Below are 19,063 nucleotides of genomic sequence, written 5' to 3' on the forward strand. Positions count from 1 at the left end.
TATTAGCTTAAACGCCTTGCTGCAAAATAATATTGAACTCGCGGCTAATAAGCTTAAAGTCGCTAAACTGCTTGGACTTAATCATCTGATTGGTCAGCCGCGTCAATTCGCGCCAGCGCGTATTTTCAGGGAGCTGATTGATCCAATATTTAAATTGTAGACTAATCTCGCTCGTGTCTTCATCGAGCAATACCGCGCGCTCTAACTGCTCAAAGTAGCGGCCTAACTGCCAAAAGCAAGTCACGGTCGGATGCTCTTGCTGCATCGCTGCATTACAAGCATAGAGCTGCAAAGCTGCCGCGCGATAAGTACCAGCATTGGATAGCCGTTTAATCAAGTTATAAAGCTCAGCGGTGTCTTTACCGATCACGCCTTTGGCCTCTTGCACATTGGTTTCGATGGACTGTACGATGCTTGGAATGACTTTTTGCTCAAGCTCATAGAGCATTTGCGCTTTCATCACCTTTAGCGCTTCGCTAGGGTCCGCGGCAAAGCCTAAATTATTGATTAAGTGCTGCGCTTGGGATTTTTTGATAGTGCCATTGATCAGCTGTTTCATCAGGCCATCATAGTAAAAGAGGCGTTCACTATAGCGACCAAGCCAAATCAGATAGCTACCGGTTGAGAGTAGTAGTATCATTGGCGCATCATCTAGATCCTCAAAACCCGCTTCGGTCGGCTGCACGCGATTATAGTAGCTGGCATGGTTAGCGGCGCTAGTGTCTGTATTTCTATTTTCTGTGCTTTTACTGTCTGTGCTCGAAGTTTCTAAATGATCAGTCTGACGAGCTTTTAAGTTGCTATCTAAATTACTGTCATCAACGACCCAAGTGTCTTTGATACCGCCGCCTTGTGAGGAGTTCACCACTAAGGAGCCCTCAACCATCGCCACCCGCGTCAGGCCGCCTGGTACGATATCCACTGAGCCATCACCATGACTGAGGATAAAGGGTCGCAAGTCGATATGACGCGGGGCAATACCATCGCTGACCGCTGTGGGATTGGTCGATAGCGAGATCGTTGGCTGCGCGATAAAGCCTGCTGGATTTTCAAGTAAGCGCTTGCGATAGTCGCTAATCTCTTGCTTAGTTGAGGTCGGCCCAATCAGCATGCCATAGCCGCCTGAGCCTTGCGTTTCTTTAACCACTAGCTTATCTAGATTATCTAACACATAAGATAATTGCTCAGGCTTACGGCATTGATAAGTCTCGATATTGGGGAGTAGCGGCTCCTCGCCTAGATAGAACTTAATCATATCGGGCACAAAAGCATAAAGACTCTTGTCATCGGCGACCCCAGTACCGGGCGCATTTACGATAACCACGTTACCAGCGCGATAAGCGCTCATTAGGCCTGATACGCCAAGTATGGAGTGAGACTGAAAGGCGAGCGGATCGAGATAAGGGTCGTCAATACGGCGATAAATAATATCGACTTGTACTTTACCGCGAATACTTTGCATATAGACTTTGCTATCTTCGACCACTAAATCATAGCCATGCACTAGCGGTACATTCATCTCATGCGCCAAAAAGGCGTGCTCATAATAAGCACTATTAAAGCGTCCTGGCGTCAAGATGACAATCTGCGGATCGTATTTACTCGTTGAGCTGGCAAGGCATTTTTTTAGGCGTTTAGGATAATCGCTAATCCCTAATACCGGCGTATGAGCAAACAGATCAGACAATAAGGTCTCAGATATAGTGCGGCTCTCAAGCATATACGAGACGCCTGATGGCGTACGCAAATTATCTTCTAACACACAAAAGCGGCCGTCCTCATCACGGATCAGATCAATTCCGCTGATATGCGAATAGATGGGTTTATCAAGCTTGATACCCATCATCCACGGCTCATAACAGCCACTAGCATAAACGTAGCTGGCAGGTACAATGCCCGATTTCATAATGGCTTGCTCGTGATAAATATCATGAAGAAAAGCGTTGAGCGCGGTGATACGTTGCTGACAGCCTTTTTCGATTTTTTGCCATTCACTAGCGGCAATGATACGCGGTACGATGTCAAAGGGGATCATACGCTCGATATTTTTGGCATCGCTATAAACGGTGAAGGTGACGCCTTTACGATAAAAGATGTTTTCGGCTTGCTCATTGAGATGATTAATCGCATCCATGCTAGTGTTGTCTAGCCAGTCGCCAACGGCTTGCGCAGCGGGGCGATAGTTGCCTTTAGCATCTTGTAATTCATCAAAACAAGACCGTTTCTCAGCGGGCGCTTTGGCCTTATCTTTAGTGCCCGATTTTGTTTGACTTTGGCTTTGCGATTGAGTTTGGTTTTGAGGGGCTTGTTTCGTCATAAATACCTCACGCATCCTTGGTAAAGTGATCAATTATGATAAATAGACGAGCTATCATCGACAAACTGAGAGTAATAAAGACAAACTCAGTCGATATCATAGGCTAACTACGACTATACCGCGTCTTTGTGCTATTACACAACAAGCGTTTATTTTTAAATTTAAATCAATTCGTGCCGTTATAGCCAGCTTTATATTGTTAAAATACCTCGTTTCTCACTGCCTCCTATATCTCACTAACGCTACTAAGAAAACTATATGCTCAATACAAATCATCTTATTATCCAAGCTACGATTAGAGGCTCGTCATGCCAGCATAGTGATCTTAGTTGTCAGACTATTGTCAAAACGCCATATAAAATAGCGAAGGAGAGCTGCTGATGACTAGTGATAAACCCGCGCAAAAGTTTCAAAAACCTTCTGCTAAGCTTGCCGCGCTCGCTTTATTGTCCGTGGTTTTTAGTCTGGTATTTTGTCTGATGATCCTAAAGACGGTCTCCATTCAAGTCGGCTTGCTATTAGGTATGGTCTTTGTCACCCTTATCTCCAGAAGGCTCGGCTATCGCTTTAATGATTTGATGGTGCTCATTCAAAAGAGCATTGGTGAGTCGACTTTTGGCTTATGGTTTTTTATTGCTATCGGCGCGATAATCGCCGCTTGGATGGCGGCAGGCACGGTGCCGGCTATCATTTACTATGGTTTGGGAGTTATCTCGCCCACAGTGTTTTTGCCAGCCGGCTTTGTGTTGTGTGCGATTACTGCGCTGTCAACAGGTACTTCTTGGGGTACGGTTGGCACGGTAGGTATTGCCTTAGTAGGGATCGGTCAAGGCTTAGGTATTCCGCTACCTATCACCGCTGGGATGATTATCTCAGGCGCGGTGACGGGGGATAAAATGTCTCCGGTCTCTGATACGCCTAACTTGACGGCTATGTCTGCAGGCGCTGATCTGTACGAGACTATCAAAGCGATGATACAGACCATCACCCCAGCGTTTTTTATTACTTTAGCGCTGTTTATCTATTTAGGCATTCAGTATGGCTCAGCGGATGCCAATCTGAGCGTTATCGATGAGACACGCAGCGTATTGGCAGAGAGCTTTAATCTACATCCTATTGTCATGCTGCCCATGGTTATTTTATTGACTTTGAACGTTATGAAATTCCCATCGCTACCGTCTATGACTATTGCGGTGATAGCAGGTTTAATAGTGGCAGTGGTATTTCAAGATGCCAGTATTGCTGTAGCACTAGAGTATTTAAATTCAGGATTTAAGATTGAAACGGGTTCTAGTTATGTCGATCCCATTCTCAATCGCGGCGGCATTCAAAGCATGATGTGGACCTTTTCAGTGGCTTTTATGGCGTTGTCATTAGGAGGGGTATTAAGTAAAGTCGGCTATATGGAAGCGCTGATCTTAGGCTTAGTGGATAAAGCCAAAACCGTCGGCTCGCTAACCTTATTGGTGATGTCATCCTCTATTGCTTCAACCGCAGCCTTTGGTGAGGCTTATTTATCCTTTATCTTAAACGGTGAGCTATTTAAGAAGCAGTTTGATAAAGTAGGGCTTAATCGGGCGATGCTAGCTCGTATTGTCAGTGAAGGTGGCCTTATGATGGCGCCCTTGATGCCATGGACGACTTTTGGCGCTTTTACTGCAGCGACATTAGGCATCAGCGGCTTTGAGTTTGCGCCATACGCCTTTATGAGCTTTTTGAGTCCGCTAATATCGGTGCTGATGACTTATCTTGGTCTAGCGGTAGTCTGGAATAATAACAAAAACAAGGGAGTGAAAAAGCTTGTAGATGTCGATGTCAGCAATGAGCCTAATTTTATAAATCAGCGCTGATGCTATCAAAGGTACTATCAAATCAATGATAGTCAAAGATAGTCAAATAGACCATAGATAAAAAAAGATAACAGGTTCCATAAAAAGGGAGTGCTTTACTCTCTAATAATCACTAGATTTTAATAAAATATAAGAGAAAACCTATGAATATCCAACAAGCTAAAGCATTAGTACAAGAGTGGCGACAAGCATTGTTTGCGCCCAATGCTGACATCAATAGCGTTATGGCTAAATACTGGCAAGCGGATGCCAGCTTTAAGATAGCGTATCCTTTTGATAATCAAGATCGCGCAGGCGCTATTCAAAACTACTATCGGCCCCTGTTTGATAGCTTCGCTGATATTGCGCTTCGCGATGACATTATGGTCACAGGCATCGATGAGGGCGCTATTTGGGTGGGAATCACCGGTCATTATGAGATGAGCTTTGTTCAGCCTTGGCTTGATATTCCGGCGACAGGTAAGCGTGCCACGCTACGCTTTGGCGAGGTGTACCGCGTTGATGACTGTGGGCTAGTTGAGGCACAGATACTGATAGATATTCCGATGCTAATGACACAAGCAGGGGTCAATCCACTGCCGGCAAGTTTGGGCAGCGAAGCTTTTGTGCCAAGCCCTGCCACGCAAGACGGTATACTTTATGATCCTCAAGCAGCCGAGGCGGGTCAGACGACACTGAAGCTGGTCAACGACATGCTAGCAGGGCTAATGGAGTTCGATGGCAAGACGCTTGAGTCTATGGCGATTGAGCGTTTTTGGCATCCAAATATGAATTGGTATGGCCCTTGTGGCATTGGTACTACTCGCGGGATAGCAGGCTTTCAAAATGCGCATCAGTATGACTTTGTGATGGCTTTTCCGGATCGTGATGTGGTCACCGATGTGCGCTTCGCTGAGGGCAATTATGCAGTCTCAAGCGGTGTGCCTTCGCTGCTAGCTTGCTATTAGATGGCCGTCAAAGTCAGTTATCACGCTATACTATTAAAGGTCAAAAACAGCTGTATCGTGAGCAAAACTTGCCAGAAAAGCAAGAAGGCTGGTATCTGATTCCGGGTAAAGTTGATAAGGTGAGTTGGCTATTAATTGTCTTCTTTGTGACAACTTTAGGGGCTTTATACTTATTAACCGTGTCTATCTAGCCAAACGGTTGTGGTTTTCGTTGCTGTTTGCATAACAGCATTAAGGATAAAAAAATGTTCAATATAATAAAAGAATGGCGCGAGCAGCGAGTGCTTGATAATAGCGAGTTTAGCACAGAGGATTGGCAGCGAGCCGCTGAGCGTATTGTCATACTAGATCGGTTGGATAAAGATGAGCTGACACGCTTATTTGAGTTGGCAACCTTGTTTTTGGACAGTAAATCTATCACAGGTGCACAAGGTTTTGAGATTACTGACGCTGTCAGACAATCTATCGCCTTACAAGCTTGTTTGCCTATCTTAAATTTAAGTCTTGAATGGTACGCTGGCTGGTCATCAATTATTATTTATCAAGGCTCGTACAAAAGCGAGACCAAAAGCGTTGATGAATTTGGTATTGTCCACGAAGGACAACAGCATCGAAGCGGGGAGGCATGGCAGCGCGGACCGGTGATACTATCATGGAAAGATGCTAAGCATTCAGGCGAGCGTGATGGTCATAATGTGGTTATTCATGAGTTTGTGCATAAGCTCGATATGCTCAACGGCAAAGCCAATGGGTTCCCGCCGCTACAACCCGATATGGATCCTGAGCGCTGGACCAAGATTATGAGCCGCGATTTTGAGGACTTTCAAAAGCACCGCAAATCAGGACTAGATCGCTACGGCGCCACCAATCCGGCGGAGTTTTTGGCGGTACTCAGCGAGGTGTTTTTTGAGACGCCGCAAAAACTAGTTGATGCTTATCCAGATATATACGACATTATGGTGAAGTTCTTTCGTCAGACCCCGCTATAGTAAATTACTAAATATGAATAAACAGGGTTAGTAGACAAAAAGGGTAGTTGTTATAAGGTGGGTTAGCGGCAGCGTAACCCGCCGTTATCAGCTATTAATTTTTGCTAAATTGCAGCCATAATCTAAATCGTCCATTGATCAGAGATAATAGCGACAAGATAGCGTTTACCCTGATACTCATCGAATACTAGGCGCATAGCTCGCCAGTCCATACCGCTATATTCTACGCTGCCATCTTTATAAAACTCAACATAATCTGAATTTTGATATATTTTATTTAAGTTGTTGATACTATTGCCAACCGCTTGACTATTATTGACGCTTATCGCTGGGTTATCACCGAACACGCTAGCATTGACCCAATGGCGGAGATAGTCGGGCAAGGTTGTAATTAGCAGATCGCCTGTGCCGTCTTTTTCGCCCCAAGTGAAGCGAATTTTTGATTGTCTTAGATACTGGGCATATTGGTCACGGCTAAAGGTTTTATCAGCTTTTGGCTGAATATAAGCATACATCGAAAAACGCACACCGCGAGTAGGGTGGATATCATCGGTTATCGCTGCATAATCACCCTCAGCTAGAGCTTTTTGGATATGTAACGCTTGCTGAGTCAGTGTTTGCTGGCTTGTCTTTACATTAGGAGGGGCAACAGTAGGGCTTAGGCTGGCTTGATTATTATCTTTTACAGCATGACAGCCAGTCATCGTCAATGATAAGGCAACACCACTTATCATAGCTACGTACATAAACCTCTTATTCATAATACTATCCTTAACATTAATTAGTATGGAGACCAATACTGAGTCCAAAAAGTTACCAATAAGCTGCAAACTAACCGCGCAACTATGCTGTAATATTCTATTAAAAAGATATAATCATTAAAATATAGACTCTGTGATTAATCAAATATAACTATTATTGTTAGCTATAACTGTTGAGAACATCATGCCATATCCCACAAAACAAATCATTACTGAGACGGTGTTAGCCTTTATAGTGTTGGCTGTATTTGTGATGATAGCTATTTTGGCCGTGCGTATGGCTCCAGCTGCCGCTGCTAATATTGAAGCAGATAGCTCTAAATGGGATAGCCTTAAGATGACAACTATTAATGAGATGTATACTAAAGATGCTGCTAATCAATATGCGCAAACTCCAACACTTATGAGCTACGCCGATCAAGACTTACAACAAGCCATGATACTTGAACAAAGTTATTTTGATCAGCATGAGATGATTTGTGGTACCGGTCATGATGTGATGTGGGACTCGCAAGATCCAGATTATGGGCAGGATAAGCAAATCTCTATAAACGCTGAGGGTTTGGTGCAGGTCCATTTGGCACAAGGCAGTGATATTTATTATAAGCTGACGTGCGCTGATGATACTTGTCAGGTCGCTGATGTGATAATTAGCGATAACCAATCGCTTAAGGATTTTTTGAACACTAATTGTCTTTAGGTTAACTTAAACGTTGATACTTTGAGCGTTAGTAATTTAGGACACTAATAATCATTACATATAAATCTCTAAAAGCCGTTGGTTTGTTTTCGCATAATGTATATTATGTTAAATGATGGCTGTGTAGTGTTGAGTTCATGATATCTGTTTAATGCCTTCTAGCTCAATAGCAACACATAGTCTACAACTTATTATTCGGTTCTTACTTTGACCTACTTCACTATCTATTATAGTTCAACAGTTCTTACGATCTGCCTGGGGTTTTTGTACGCCTAAATATTTTTGGACTATAGTGTATTTTTGATTTAGCTCAATGTACTTATTAATACCAATAATGCGTTCAAATCTTGCCAGTACACCAACTTGCTATTCGGTGATTCCCACATGCTTTGTATTGAAGTATTATCAAAGCAATTGTCATGTTCTGATCTTTATCTTTATCTTTAGCCTCTAAAATTATTGACCCCTATAGTCAAATCTATATAAACAAACTTGATATATTTTAGTTAGGCAGCCTGACGATAGAAACTCACCCACATCTGCATCCGTAATCTAGAGCTCAAAGGAACTACTAAAAACTGACTTATTCCATCTATTATCATTTGTCATAACGTTTCTTATAAAGATAAAGATAAGTTCCTCATACAGACATTCAGCTACTAGTATAGCTGAATGTCTAAATTAGTTAACCCTACACTTCTTCAACCTTCCTAAGTTGCTTAGAGTAAAGTAATGTATTTAGGTATCTGAATGTACTTCTCTAGCAATCATCCCGTATTGCGCAAACCTGCTGCTAAAGCATTGATACTGCGTACTAAAGTATCTTCAACAGCAAGATCACCGTCATTACCAGTAGCATCTTTTTGTCTGGCACGTTTTAACAGCTCGATTTGTATATAGTTAATTGGATCTAAATAAGCATCTCGCCATTCAAGGGAAGCGGCAAGATTCTGCTGATGCGCCAATAATGAGGTCTGATTAAGCAGGGAGTTTAAACCTGAATAAGTCAGCTCATGCTCGTCAGTCACCGCTTTCATAATCTGTTCACGTAAAGTCTCATCGTCACATAATTGGCTATAGGCATGAGCAATACTCATATCAGACTTAGTAAACGCCATTTCAATATTGCTAATAAACACGTTAAAAAATGGCCAGTAGTCAATCATTTCCTTCATTAATGCTTCATCATCGATGACGCTATGCAGTGCACTGCCAACGCCATACCAAGCTGGCAGTGTAAAGCGCGCTAATGACCAACCAAATACCCAAGGAATGGCACGCAAAGTGGTTTTACTTGGTAGGCCTTTATTACGGTGCGACGGACGTGAACCAATATTTAATAAAGATATTTCTGCCACTGGCGTCGCTTGTGAGTAGAATTGATAAAAGCCTTCGGTATGGTCAGTCAGCTGACGATAATGCTGTTCACCCGCGTCTGCTAAACGCGCAAAGAGTGCTTCGTAATGTGGCAACTCAGGCGGTTGTATTACAAATTTTGAGGAGCAAGCTTTGAGCGTGCCAGTGATACCCATGGTCAGCTCAAATACCGCAGTATCAGTGTTGGCATATTTGGCATAAAGAACTTCGCCTTGTTCGGTCACTTTGATTTGCCCATGCAGTGTACCGGCAGGTTGCGCCGCAATTGCTTTATGGGTTGAGCCTCCACCACGACTGACTGAGCCACCACGGCCATGAAACAAGCGGGTTTTGATACCATATTCCTCAGCGATACGGTTAATGGTTTGCTGCGCGCTATACAGCTGCCATGCAGAGGTGATAATACCGCCATCTTTTGATGAATCTGAGTAACCCAGCATGATTTCTTGCGTGTTATCTAAGTGTTGCAGCAACCCTCGATAAAGCGGATTATCCAAGACGGCAGGTAAAATCTTATCGATATTTTTAAGGTCTTCGATGGTTTCAAACAAGGGTGCGACGGGTAAGTCAGCGGACAGTTGCCCTTCGTCATTCACTGCACATAAGCCTGCAAAGCGCATGAGTAGTAACACTTCTAATAATTGACTGGCGTTATTGGTCATTGATATGACGTAACTGCCGAAAGTATCTTGCCCGACCAGTTTACGTAAGGTTGCCACAGAGTTCATCAAAGCCAATTGTTCGCGTGTTTTATCACTCAAGTTATCGGTATAAATGAGCGGTGTACCGGGCTTTTCAAGTAAGCGCGTTAGCCATTCTTGGCGCTCAGTTTCAGTGAGCATTTGATAATCTGGCAGATTAGAGGCATTGGCAAAAATATCAGCTATCACCTCGCTATGATAAGAGGACTCTTGACGAATATCGAGCGCTGCCAAATGAAAACCACAGGTTTTGACCAAACGAATCATATCAAGTAATAAGCCTTCGCCATGTGCCGTATCGTGAGTATTGACACTTTTCCGAATGATGCGTAAATCTTCTAACAATTCTTGCGGATTGGTGTAAGCATCTTTTTCAGCCTCGCTATCACTACCTTTGCTTTGAATATGGCTATTAGTCGATTTTATTTTGGCAAGAATAATCGATAACAGTCTTCGGTACGGCTCATTGTTGTAATCGTCAGTATTGTAATCAAAGACTCGTCTGTCGAGCTCACGATAACTTTCAATTTTTGTATACACGTCAGGTTCGATAGCGACAATTGTATCGCTGTGAATCAGTTCACGACGCAATTTTTTGATCAACACTTGATAGTGACGCAAGACGGTATTGGCATGCATCAATACGGCCATTTCTGTGGTGTCATGAGTGACAAAGGGATTGCCATCTCTGTCACCACCGATCCAAGAACCAAAGCTCATGAACGCCGGTAAGGGATAGTCTGTTAGCTCAGGATAGATATCAACAATGGCGTCTTTAATATTACGGTAAACTTTGGGAATGGCGCTGAATAAACTGGCATTGAAATAATGCAGGCCATTATTGATCTCGTCATAGACTAAAGGTTTACGCGTCCGTACTTCATCAGATGACCATAATAAATCAATGGTTTGCGCCGTTTGTTCTTTCGCTTGCTCATAGGCGAAACTGTTTTCAGGAAGATTATTCAAAGCATCGCTATGCTTGAATAAACTCTGCAATAGATTCATCGTCGTACGGCGACGCGCTTCAGTCGGATGGGCGGTGAATACTGGGATAAATTTTAGTTGCTCAATCAGCTCTTGCATTTGGGCGGGTTCAATATTGCGCTCACGACATTCAAGCAGCGTACGCCGAAACGAGCCTTCCCAGCTATGTTCCGATTGCATACGCAAGGCTTGACGTTGTTCTCGTAAGTAATTTTCTTCACTGAGATTGGCTAAGAAGAAATAGATAGAAAAGCTGCGGATGACATTTTTTAAGGTTTGGTTGTCTAACGAGGCAATAAAGTCGATGAGTTGTTGCTGGTTCGCTGCGTTAGGCGCCCGGCGTTGCTGGATAAAACCTTGGCGTAGGGTTTCAATCGTGTTGAGTGTTTGTTCGCCCGTTTGCCGAGAAATCGCCTCTCCTAGAAATGAGCCTAATAAGCTGATGCGTTCACGTAGTACGTCGTTATCAATAGTCATCCTTGATCTCCTGATCAAATTCATTCAAATATAGTCGTGCGGTCTTAAATGTAGGTTTTCTATGGTGTAAGCCATTTAACCTGTTTATGTGGATCTCGAAGCTCTCGCTTCTCATCAGCCAAGACGTTGTCAGCTTTATGTATTAATCATTTATTTTTTGGTGATACTGGGTCAGCCATTCCTGTAATGGTATATCTGTCTATCCCTAGTCAGCCAACAATATTATGAGTTTCATTATTACGATTGATGACTAAACTAACGGCTTCAAGTTTAATTATCCAGTTTTACTAAACAGTCAGAATTAATATCAGCAATCGTTTTGGCGCCAGTCAAGGTCATCGCGACGCGCATTTCTTTATCTAGCAGTTCTAGCAAATTGCTTACCCCTGCACCGCCATTCGCTGCTAAAGCATAGATAAAGGCGCGCCCTAGCATGCAAATATCAGCGCCCAAAGCCAACATACGCACAATATCTAAGCCATTACGTATACCAGAGTCGGCTAAAATTTTAATCTCCCCTTTAACTGCATCGGCAATAGGAGGCAGCGCCCGTGCACTGGATAAAACACCGTCTAGTTGTCGTCCACCATGATTGGATACGACTATGCCGTCGGCTCCAAAACGCACCGCATCTTTGGCATCTTCTGAGTCCAAAATACCTTTGATGACCATAGGTCCATCCCAGTACTCGCGAATCCAATCTAAATCTTTCCAAGAAATAGAGGGGTCAAAGTTATTACCTAGCCAGCCTATATAGTCTTCCAATCCTGTTGGCTTACCTAAATAAGTAGAGATATTGCCCAGATCGTGCGGACGGCCATTTAGCCCTACATCCCATGCCCATTGCAGATGCGTCATAGACTGGAAGTAACGGCGCATAGCGGCATTTTTACCGCTCATGCCAGAGTGCATATCTCGGTAGCGTGCCCCTGGTACCGGCATATCCACCGTAAAAACCAAGGTCGAACACCCCGCCGCTTTCGCACGCTCCAAGGCATTTTTCATAAAGCCTCGGTCTTTTAATACATAAAGCTGAAACCACATTGGACGGATGATTTTAGGCGCCACTTCTTCAATCGGACAAACCGAAACCGTCGACATGGTAAACGGAATGCCTTTTTGATCGGCTGCCATAGCGGCTTGTACCTCGCCGCGACGTGCATACATACCTGTGAGACCGACTGGTGACAATGCGACAGGCATGGATAGGGTTTCGTTAAATAATTGCGTCTCGAGACTGAGCTGTGACATATCATTTAGTACACGTTGCCTAAGAGCAATTTTTGATAAATCTTCAACATTACGCTTTAAGGTATATTCCTCATAAGCACCGCCATCTATATAATGAAATAGAAATGGTGGCAGTCTGCGCTTGGCAGCAGCCCTGTAATCGTTTGGAGATGAAATAATCATATGCTTACCCTTTTTATGCTGTTAGATATCTATATAATATTTTTGAATGCATTATTGTGTATAGCTTAGTGCTAAACGATCTACTTCGTGATCTAGCTATCACAAACAGCATGAGCAGTGACGTTTATTTTTTGATGTTTTACCAATGCCAGGATTAAAGGTATTGGTTGGGTCTAAACTTTTATAGAAGTTCTGCAAATCAGGTTCTGCTTCATATAAGTGTCCGACATTATGTTCAGCAGGATATTTTGCGCCGCGTTGATTCAACAGCTCTAGCATCATCGTTTTCACATATTGAGCATCACTACCCTTTTTCAAAATATAGTCTTGATGAAACACATAACAAAAGAAGTGTCCGTAATATAACTTCATTTCTAAATGCTGTGTAATTGCTTCAGGTAGGGTTTCAAGCCACTCTAATTCATTACGTGGTATAGCAATATCGAGCGCTAATATCTCGCCTACTTCTTTTTCATGGATGACCTCATATCTTAATGCTGCACCGGCGGCTGCGAAACGGTTCAAAAAAGCACTTTCTGACTCTTCTTTACTACAATCAAAATAGCTACCGGTTTTTGATGCCGCAAAAAACGACTGCAAAAATTCTTGAGCTTCCACTATCCCGTCATCACTCATTTTTATTATGAGATGATGCTCGTACTTATCACGGTACGCTAGCATGCGCTCAGGTAAATGTTTTGGAAATAAGTTAGCTATAAACTGCATGACTTTATCGGTGAAATGCTTTGGCATCCACGACCACTTATGAAATTTAGCGTCAATAGCGCCTTTGATAGAGAATAACCTTGGTAAGGCATCTGTGCCGAGATGCTTGATACTTAAAAAAGTGTCTTTACCGTATTTAGCGGATACATCAAATATATCGCGATGCATATATTCGCCAACTTCGGGGGTATTTTTGAAAGTTGATAATATCTGCCTTCTTAACTGGGCAAGCTCACTGACACTATTACTGCCTATATAGAAAGCTTTCTCTTTTGTAGCGGTTGGATAAGTATCTAGGCGTACTGCAAATACCGCCAACTTGCCTGCACAGCCACTGGCTTCATACAGTCGGCGCTTATCAGCATTAAAGCGGCTTGGCGTACTTGCATCAATATCTTTTACTCTGGCGATATATTCTTTGTCTGATGCCATCTTGCCACTGTCAGGTAGCTTCCTCTTATCAAAATCACCATTTTGCAATCTCGTCAGTATTTCTTCCGGGGTATCCCCTAGCCCTATATCTAAGTGATTGACCAACACCAACTGACCTTGTGTGTTAATCTGCGCAAACAAAGCCAACTCAGTGTAAGCAGGGCCTCTTTTTACCAAGGACCCTCCCGAGTTATTCGAAATCCCACCAATAATAGACGCCCCTAAAGTCGAGGAACCAATCACCGAATGCGGCGCTCTATTCACCGCTTTCAGCTGACTTTGTAGTTGGTGTAGAGTCGCCCCAGCCAAACTGATTACTTGCTCATTATCATTTATCAAATACAATTGGTCTATTGCCAGCGTATTAATAACCACCACAGGTCTATCGTAGTCATTACCGCTTGGCGTTGAGCCCTCGGTTAGGCCTGTTTTTGCCGCTTGCATGATAATAATGCAGTTACCCTCAACGCACACTTCTAGGCAACGCCAAATTTCCAGCAAGGTTTGCGGAAACAAAACCGCTAAAGCGTTACCGCCACCAGAGCGCCATCCCATTCTATAGTATTCGTTTTTCTCTGGATCAGCCTGGACATTGCGAGTGCCCAGTACGTCTGTGAGCTTATCCAGGACTTGATCAGGACTGAGTATCCCCTGAGAAGGAATGTTTGCTGAAGAGATACGATCCTCCTTATCTCGTGACGGTGTGTCATTCATGATATTAGAGGACCTTGGTAACTAAAAATATAAATGGCGGCCATGACGATGATGCCACAGAACAACACATAATATAGAGTAGGTAAAATAGTACGCCGAAGCGTCGCGCCCTCCATACCAAGTAAACCCACCGTTGCAGAGGCAGCCACCACGTTATGTATGGCAATCATATTACCCGCTGCGGCACCAACAGCTTGAGACGCTATGATTAAAGAAGGTGAAATACGTAGGCTCACCGCCGCTTCATACTGAAATTGACTAAACATCATGTTAGAAACGGTATTAGAACCCGCGATAAAGGCCCCTAGTGCACCAATGGTAGAACTAATTAACGGAAAAGCGTTGCCAAAAGTACCTGTAAACAACTCAGCACTGGCAACTGGCATACTCGCGACATCGGATAGATTGACCCCAGAGTTGATAAAAATCCGAACCATAGGGATGGTAAAAATAAGCACAAACCCAGCGCTTAAGACGGTTTTGCTTGATTCGCTCAAAGCATCACCCAGCGCACGCGTTGGATTTTTAGTTTGTACAAAAGCTGCGATTAAGGCGCTGATTAACAACAGGCCGCCGGGCAAGTATAAAGGACTAAAACCTGCACTGATATCGGCCTCGCCCAAAATCGTATTAAAATCTAGCGTGGCGCTGCTGAGCAAGTCCTTAAAGCCAGCAAACATTCTCGAACACACCAGTAGCAGCGCCACTAGCAAGTAAGGAAACCATGCCATCAGCGTAGACATGGTCTTGCCTGCTGGGGTGGCCACATCTTCTTTGCTGACCACCAGTTTACCCATCCAATCGCTTGGCCAGCTGCTTTTGGCTTCAAAGTCCCACGTGGTCTTTGGTACCAAAAATCCTTTTTTAGCCGCCTGAATGACAATCGCCACACTGACCAGTCCACCAACCAACGATGGAAATTCAGGACCCAAGAAAATACCCGTTAAAGCGTAAGGTACAGTGAAGGCTAACCCTGCAAAGATGGCAAAGGGCCAAATGGCTAAGCCTTCTTTCCAGCTTTTATTTTTACCAAAAAAGCGGGTGAGCATCATCACCATCAGCAGCGGCATAAACGTCCCAATCACACCGTGAATGATCGCCACTTGGGTGGTAATCAGTTGTAAAAATTCTTCCCATTGCATGCCTTCTTGCGCCAGCAGCGCACTGATGGCCACGGTATCTAGACCCTTATTCACCCCAATGACAATCGGCGTACCGACCGCCCCGAACGATACGGGCGTGCTTTGGATCATCATCCCCATAAGCACCGCACCCAATGCAGGGAACCCTATCGCGACCAGCAGCGGTGCCGCAATTGCAGCCGGTGTGCCAAAGCCTGCCGCACCTTCAAGAAACGTCCCAAAACACCATGCAATGATGATGGCTTGCACTCGGCGGTCAGGCGATACGTTGATAAAACCTGCACGAATCACTGCAATAGCGCCCGTGTGTTTTAGAGTATTTAATAAGAACAGGGCACCAAATACGATCCACAATACCGATATCGTAATCACGGTCCCTTGAAGAATAGAGGACGACACGCGGTTAAACGTCATGTCCCAAATAAAAAGTGCGAGCGCGGCAGTCACCGCCAAAATGATCGGCATGGTTTTTTTGGCCGACCATTGTAGACCAATAAGAAATACGCCACTGAGTATGATTGGCAATAGGGCAAGTAGCCCATAGACAGTCTGATTCAAAATTCCCTCTCCCTGTTATCGTCTGTGCATCCTTGAACACCACTCTTAAACGCCGCCCTTAAACACAGTCCTTACATACAGCCACTCAATCGCTCAGATTAACAGCCTCATTGTGCTTAGGGTAGAATTCACACACTCTAACTTTACGCTTTACAAGTGCAAAGATAAACAGCATGATCAGACAAGGTTATTTTCCTTTTTTGCTATAATACGAAATATATTACCCTAATTAGAGAATCGGTATGATCAAAGCTGATGACATGGTTTTGTTTGTTTTGGTGGTCGATGAAGGCTCTTTTTCCAAAGTTGCTGACAAACTGGCGCTGACCAATTCTGTAGTGAGCAAACGTATCGCGCGCCTAGAAGCCAACTTAAATGCACAATTGCTCTACCGAACCACCCGAAAACTCAGCTTGACCGATGCCGGCCGAACGCTGTATCAAAAAGCCAAATTGGCTCAGCTTGCCTTTCAAGAAGCGGAAAATGCTGTCATCGGCTATGGCGAAAACATGAAAGGCTATATCCGCGTCACCGCCCCTGTGGTCTCTTCTGACTTACTACTCAGCACGGCTATCGCTGAATTTTGTAAAAAATATCCTGAGATAACCGTAGAGCTATACATCACCAACCGTTTGATTGATTTGGTCGAAGATGGCTTTGATTTGGCCATCCGAACGGCGGAGCTTGAAGACTCCTCCTTGATTGTCAAACGCCTGATAGACAGTCAATGGGTGATTTGCGCCACGCAAAACTACCTCAATCAGTACGGCACGCCAAAGGCACCAAAACAACTGCAAAACCACGAATGCCTGATTTATAAATTTGACAATACCAGCAGCGACTTGTGGCCGTTATTTGAAGACGGCGCGGAGCTGCTGTTGCCTGTATATGGGCGCTTTTATAGCAATCATTTAAGCGCCATCAAGCACGCCGCGCTTAGTGATTTGGGCATTGCCTTTTTGCCGCAAGCCTTGGTCTATAACGCGTTACAAGAGCAGCGCCTCACGCAGATTTTGCAGCCCTTTACCCGTAAGCGCATGGGCATGTACGCGGTGTATCCCAAATCAAAACAGCCCGATCAAAAGCTCAAATTATTGGTTGCTTATTTGCAAGACGCGCTAAAAGACAAAGAAGCCTACTACTGCTAAAGCACTAGTTTTATAAGCGGCCTCACACCCAACTGTTTTATCAGATATAAAAAAGCCACCTGTTTGGGTGGCTGATTTAATATTTTTCTGTGACATTCCAGATAGCGATACTGAGCTATGCTGAAGAAACCGTAGAGATAAACTTGGTAAACTAAGCGTATTAACCGGAGTTTATCATGACCAAGAAAGTAAGAACCTACAGTGACGAATTTAAAGCCGAAGCTGTTAAGAAGATAGCAGACAACAATGGCAATATTTCAGCGACCGCAAAGCAGCTTGGCATCGCCATGCAGACCTTATCAAACTGGCACAGTAAAGCCAATCAAGGCAAACTTATCGGCACAGAACAATATGATCCTGAGCTTATGGCAGCTATTCAGGAAATAAAGCAGCTCAAGCGGCAGCTTAAAGTTGCCGAAGAGGAGCGCGAAATACTAAATGAGGAGGGATAAAGCGAAGCACTGCTTCGCCCCGACGCAAGGTGAGAGCTATGCTCGAGTTGGCGACGGCGTACTTTGCGAAAAACAGTTAGTAAAGTACGCCTTTATCAAAGACAACCAGCAAGTCTTTAGCATCAGTAGAATGTGCCGCGTACTCAGCGTTAAACCATCAAGCTACTACGACTGGCTGAGTCGTGAAATCAGCTGTCAGCAGATACACCGCAATCAGTGCGAGCTACTAGTTAAAGCCGCTCATAGTGAAGCTCGTGAGCGCTATGGTGTTGATCGACTGCATGCCACGCTCACCGAGCAAGGGCATAATATTAGTCTATACATGGTCAGAAGCATCAAAGAAGAACATAGCATCAAATGCCGTCGTCACAAGCGTTTTAAAGTGACAACCGACTCTGATCACAACAAACTTGTCTATGACAACGTGCTCGATCAGAAGTTTGATACCAATCGTCCCAATGAATCTTGGGTTAGTGATATTACTTACATCTGGACAAATGAGGGCTGGCTGTATTTAGCAGGCGTTAAAGACTTATACACTAAAGAGCTTGTCGGTTACGCTATCAACAAACGCATGACCGCTGATCTAGTATGCCGTGCACTGAATATGGCCATCAAACACAAACGACCTAATAAAGGACTAGTTGTACACTCAGACAGAGGTAGTCAATACTGTAGCCATGCGTATCATAAGATCATTAAACAGTACCAGTTTATAGGCTCAATGAGCGCTAAAGGTAATTGCTTTGATAACGCGCCCATAGAAAGCTTCTGGGGCATATTGAAGAATGAGCTAGTATATCACCAGGACTATAAAACAAGATTTGCAGCCATCAGCGATATCATTGGCTATATTGAGCTGTACTACAACCAAACGAGGATTCAAAAGGGTTTGGCCTATAAATCGCCAAGACAGGTGTGGTTTGATTATTATCGTCAGGCTGCGTAATTAAAATCTCCCAAGTTTATGTCTACGGGATTGACGGCAGGGGTCAGCATTTAAAGTGGTGTACTTAGCCACCCAGCAGGTATCCAAAAAGTGGTCGATGCCCATTCGTAACTGGACGTCTGCTTTGAATCGCTTTATGATTATGTTTGATGATCGTATAAGCAGGCATTTAATCTAAATGGCAGTTACACAGAATCTGAGATGGGCTCGTTACCTGTTCAAATAACCATTGTAATCATCACTAGTATAATTACTAACTGATATACTCGGGGCGGTTCAATAACCTTAAATGATTAAGTCAATCTAAAATATTCTTAGACACGTTGCCCGTAGCATTGAACTCTAAAAAGCATTGTTTCACTACTTATAAATAGCTAATAACCGTTGTGGAATTATGAAGTTCTCCATTAACATACTCCCAAT

13 protein-coding genes and 1 pseudogene are annotated in these 19,063 nt (G+C 43.9%); 7 read left to right on the forward strand and 7 right to left on the reverse strand.

The features are described from left to right. Positions 1–7: 7 nt before the first annotated feature. Entirely contained in the window at positions 8–2,317 is a 2,310-nt protein-coding gene (locus M0N77_RS05115) for a circularly permuted type 2 ATP-grasp protein (protein ID WP_353104120.1), read from the reverse strand. A gap of 380 nt (positions 2,318–2,697) precedes the next feature. Between M0N77_RS05115 and nhaC the strand changes: the two genes are divergently transcribed. The 4 genes from nhaC to M0N77_RS05135 all read left to right on the forward strand — a co-directional run bounded on the left by nhaC (position 2,698) and on the right by M0N77_RS05135 (position 6,103). Then, positions 2,698–4,167 (forward strand): Na+/H+ antiporter NhaC, encoded by a 1,470-nt coding sequence (gene nhaC / locus M0N77_RS05120; protein ID WP_353104122.1) that lies wholly within the window; start codon positions 2,698–2,700, stop codon positions 4,165–4,167. 143 nt (positions 4,168–4,310) lie between these two features. Beyond that, on the forward strand, positions 4,311–5,114 hold the full coding sequence (locus M0N77_RS05125) for a hypothetical protein (RefSeq protein ID WP_353104124.1): 804 nt from the start codon (positions 4,311–4,313) through the stop codon (positions 5,112–5,114). Next, on the forward strand, positions 5,105–5,305 hold the full coding sequence (locus tag M0N77_RS05130) for a hypothetical protein (RefSeq protein WP_353104126.1): 201 nt from the start codon (positions 5,105–5,107) through the stop codon (positions 5,303–5,305). Before M0N77_RS05125 ends, M0N77_RS05130 begins: the two co-directional genes overlap by 10 nt. Before the next feature lie 54 nt (positions 5,306–5,359). Beyond that, a complete protein-coding gene (locus M0N77_RS05135; protein ID WP_353104128.1) occupies positions 5,360–6,103 on the forward strand; it encodes a M90 family metallopeptidase in 744 nt (247 codons plus the stop codon). Positions 6,104–6,225: 122 nt separating this feature from the next. On the opposite strand, the gene M0N77_RS05140 is transcribed toward M0N77_RS05135, so the two are convergent. Continuing rightward, positions 6,226–6,864 carry a hypothetical protein gene (locus M0N77_RS05140; RefSeq protein WP_353104130.1) on the reverse strand — a complete coding sequence of 213 codons (639 nt, stop codon included), beginning with the start codon at positions 6,862–6,864 and terminating at the stop codon, positions 6,226–6,228. Positions 6,865–7,048: 184 nt separating this feature from the next. Here M0N77_RS05140 and M0N77_RS05145 point away from each other — a divergent pair, with 184 nt between their 5' ends. After that, complete coding sequence (locus M0N77_RS05145; protein WP_353104132.1) at positions 7,049–7,564, forward strand: hypothetical protein; 516 nt, start codon at positions 7,049–7,051, stop codon at positions 7,562–7,564. 767 nt (positions 7,565–8,331) lie between these two features. Here the strand turns inward: M0N77_RS05145 and ppc are convergent. The 5 genes from ppc to M0N77_RS05170 form a co-directional block, all read right to left on the reverse strand. Further along, a complete protein-coding gene (gene ppc, locus M0N77_RS05150; RefSeq protein WP_353104134.1) occupies positions 8,332–11,106 on the reverse strand; it encodes a phosphoenolpyruvate carboxylase in 2,775 nt (924 codons plus the stop codon). A 270-nt stretch (positions 11,107–11,376) separates the two neighbouring features. Continuing rightward, positions 11,377–12,519, reverse strand: coding sequence for an FMN-dependent L-lactate dehydrogenase LldD (gene lldD, locus M0N77_RS05155; protein ID WP_353104136.1), 1,143 nt, complete (start codon positions 12,517–12,519; stop codon positions 11,377–11,379). A gap of 99 nt (positions 12,520–12,618) precedes the next feature. Further along, a complete protein-coding gene (dld, locus tag M0N77_RS05160) occupies positions 12,619–14,391 on the reverse strand; it encodes a D-lactate dehydrogenase (RefSeq protein ID WP_353104138.1) in 1,773 nt (590 codons plus the stop codon). Then, the gene (locus M0N77_RS05165; protein WP_353105575.1) at positions 14,388–16,028 is read right to left on the reverse strand and encodes an L-lactate permease; all 1,641 of its coding nucleotides are present in this window, start codon (positions 16,026–16,028) and stop codon (positions 14,388–14,390) included. The genes dld and M0N77_RS05165 overlap by 4 nt, the downstream gene beginning before the upstream one ends. Continuing rightward, positions 15,937–16,131 carry a hypothetical protein gene (locus M0N77_RS05170; RefSeq protein WP_353105647.1) on the reverse strand — a complete coding sequence of 65 codons (195 nt, stop codon included), beginning with the start codon at positions 16,129–16,131 and terminating at the stop codon, positions 15,937–15,939. The genes M0N77_RS05165 and M0N77_RS05170 overlap by 92 nt, the downstream gene beginning before the upstream one ends. Before the next feature lie 202 nt (positions 16,132–16,333). Here M0N77_RS05170 and M0N77_RS05175 point away from each other — a divergent pair, with 202 nt between their 5' ends. Further along, the gene (locus M0N77_RS05175) at positions 16,334–17,239 is read left to right on the forward strand and encodes a LysR family transcriptional regulator (RefSeq protein WP_353104140.1); all 906 of its coding nucleotides are present in this window, start codon (positions 16,334–16,336) and stop codon (positions 17,237–17,239) included. 176 nt (positions 17,240–17,415) lie between these two features. Beyond that, a pseudogene (locus M0N77_RS05180) lies at positions 17,416–18,640 on the forward strand (IS3 family transposase). Positions 18,641–19,063: the final 423 nt, after the last annotated feature.

Origin of the sequence: Psychrobacter sp. AH5 (assembly GCF_040371085.1) — a bacterium.
Classification (GTDB): domain Bacteria; phylum Pseudomonadota; class Gammaproteobacteria; order Pseudomonadales; family Moraxellaceae; genus Psychrobacter.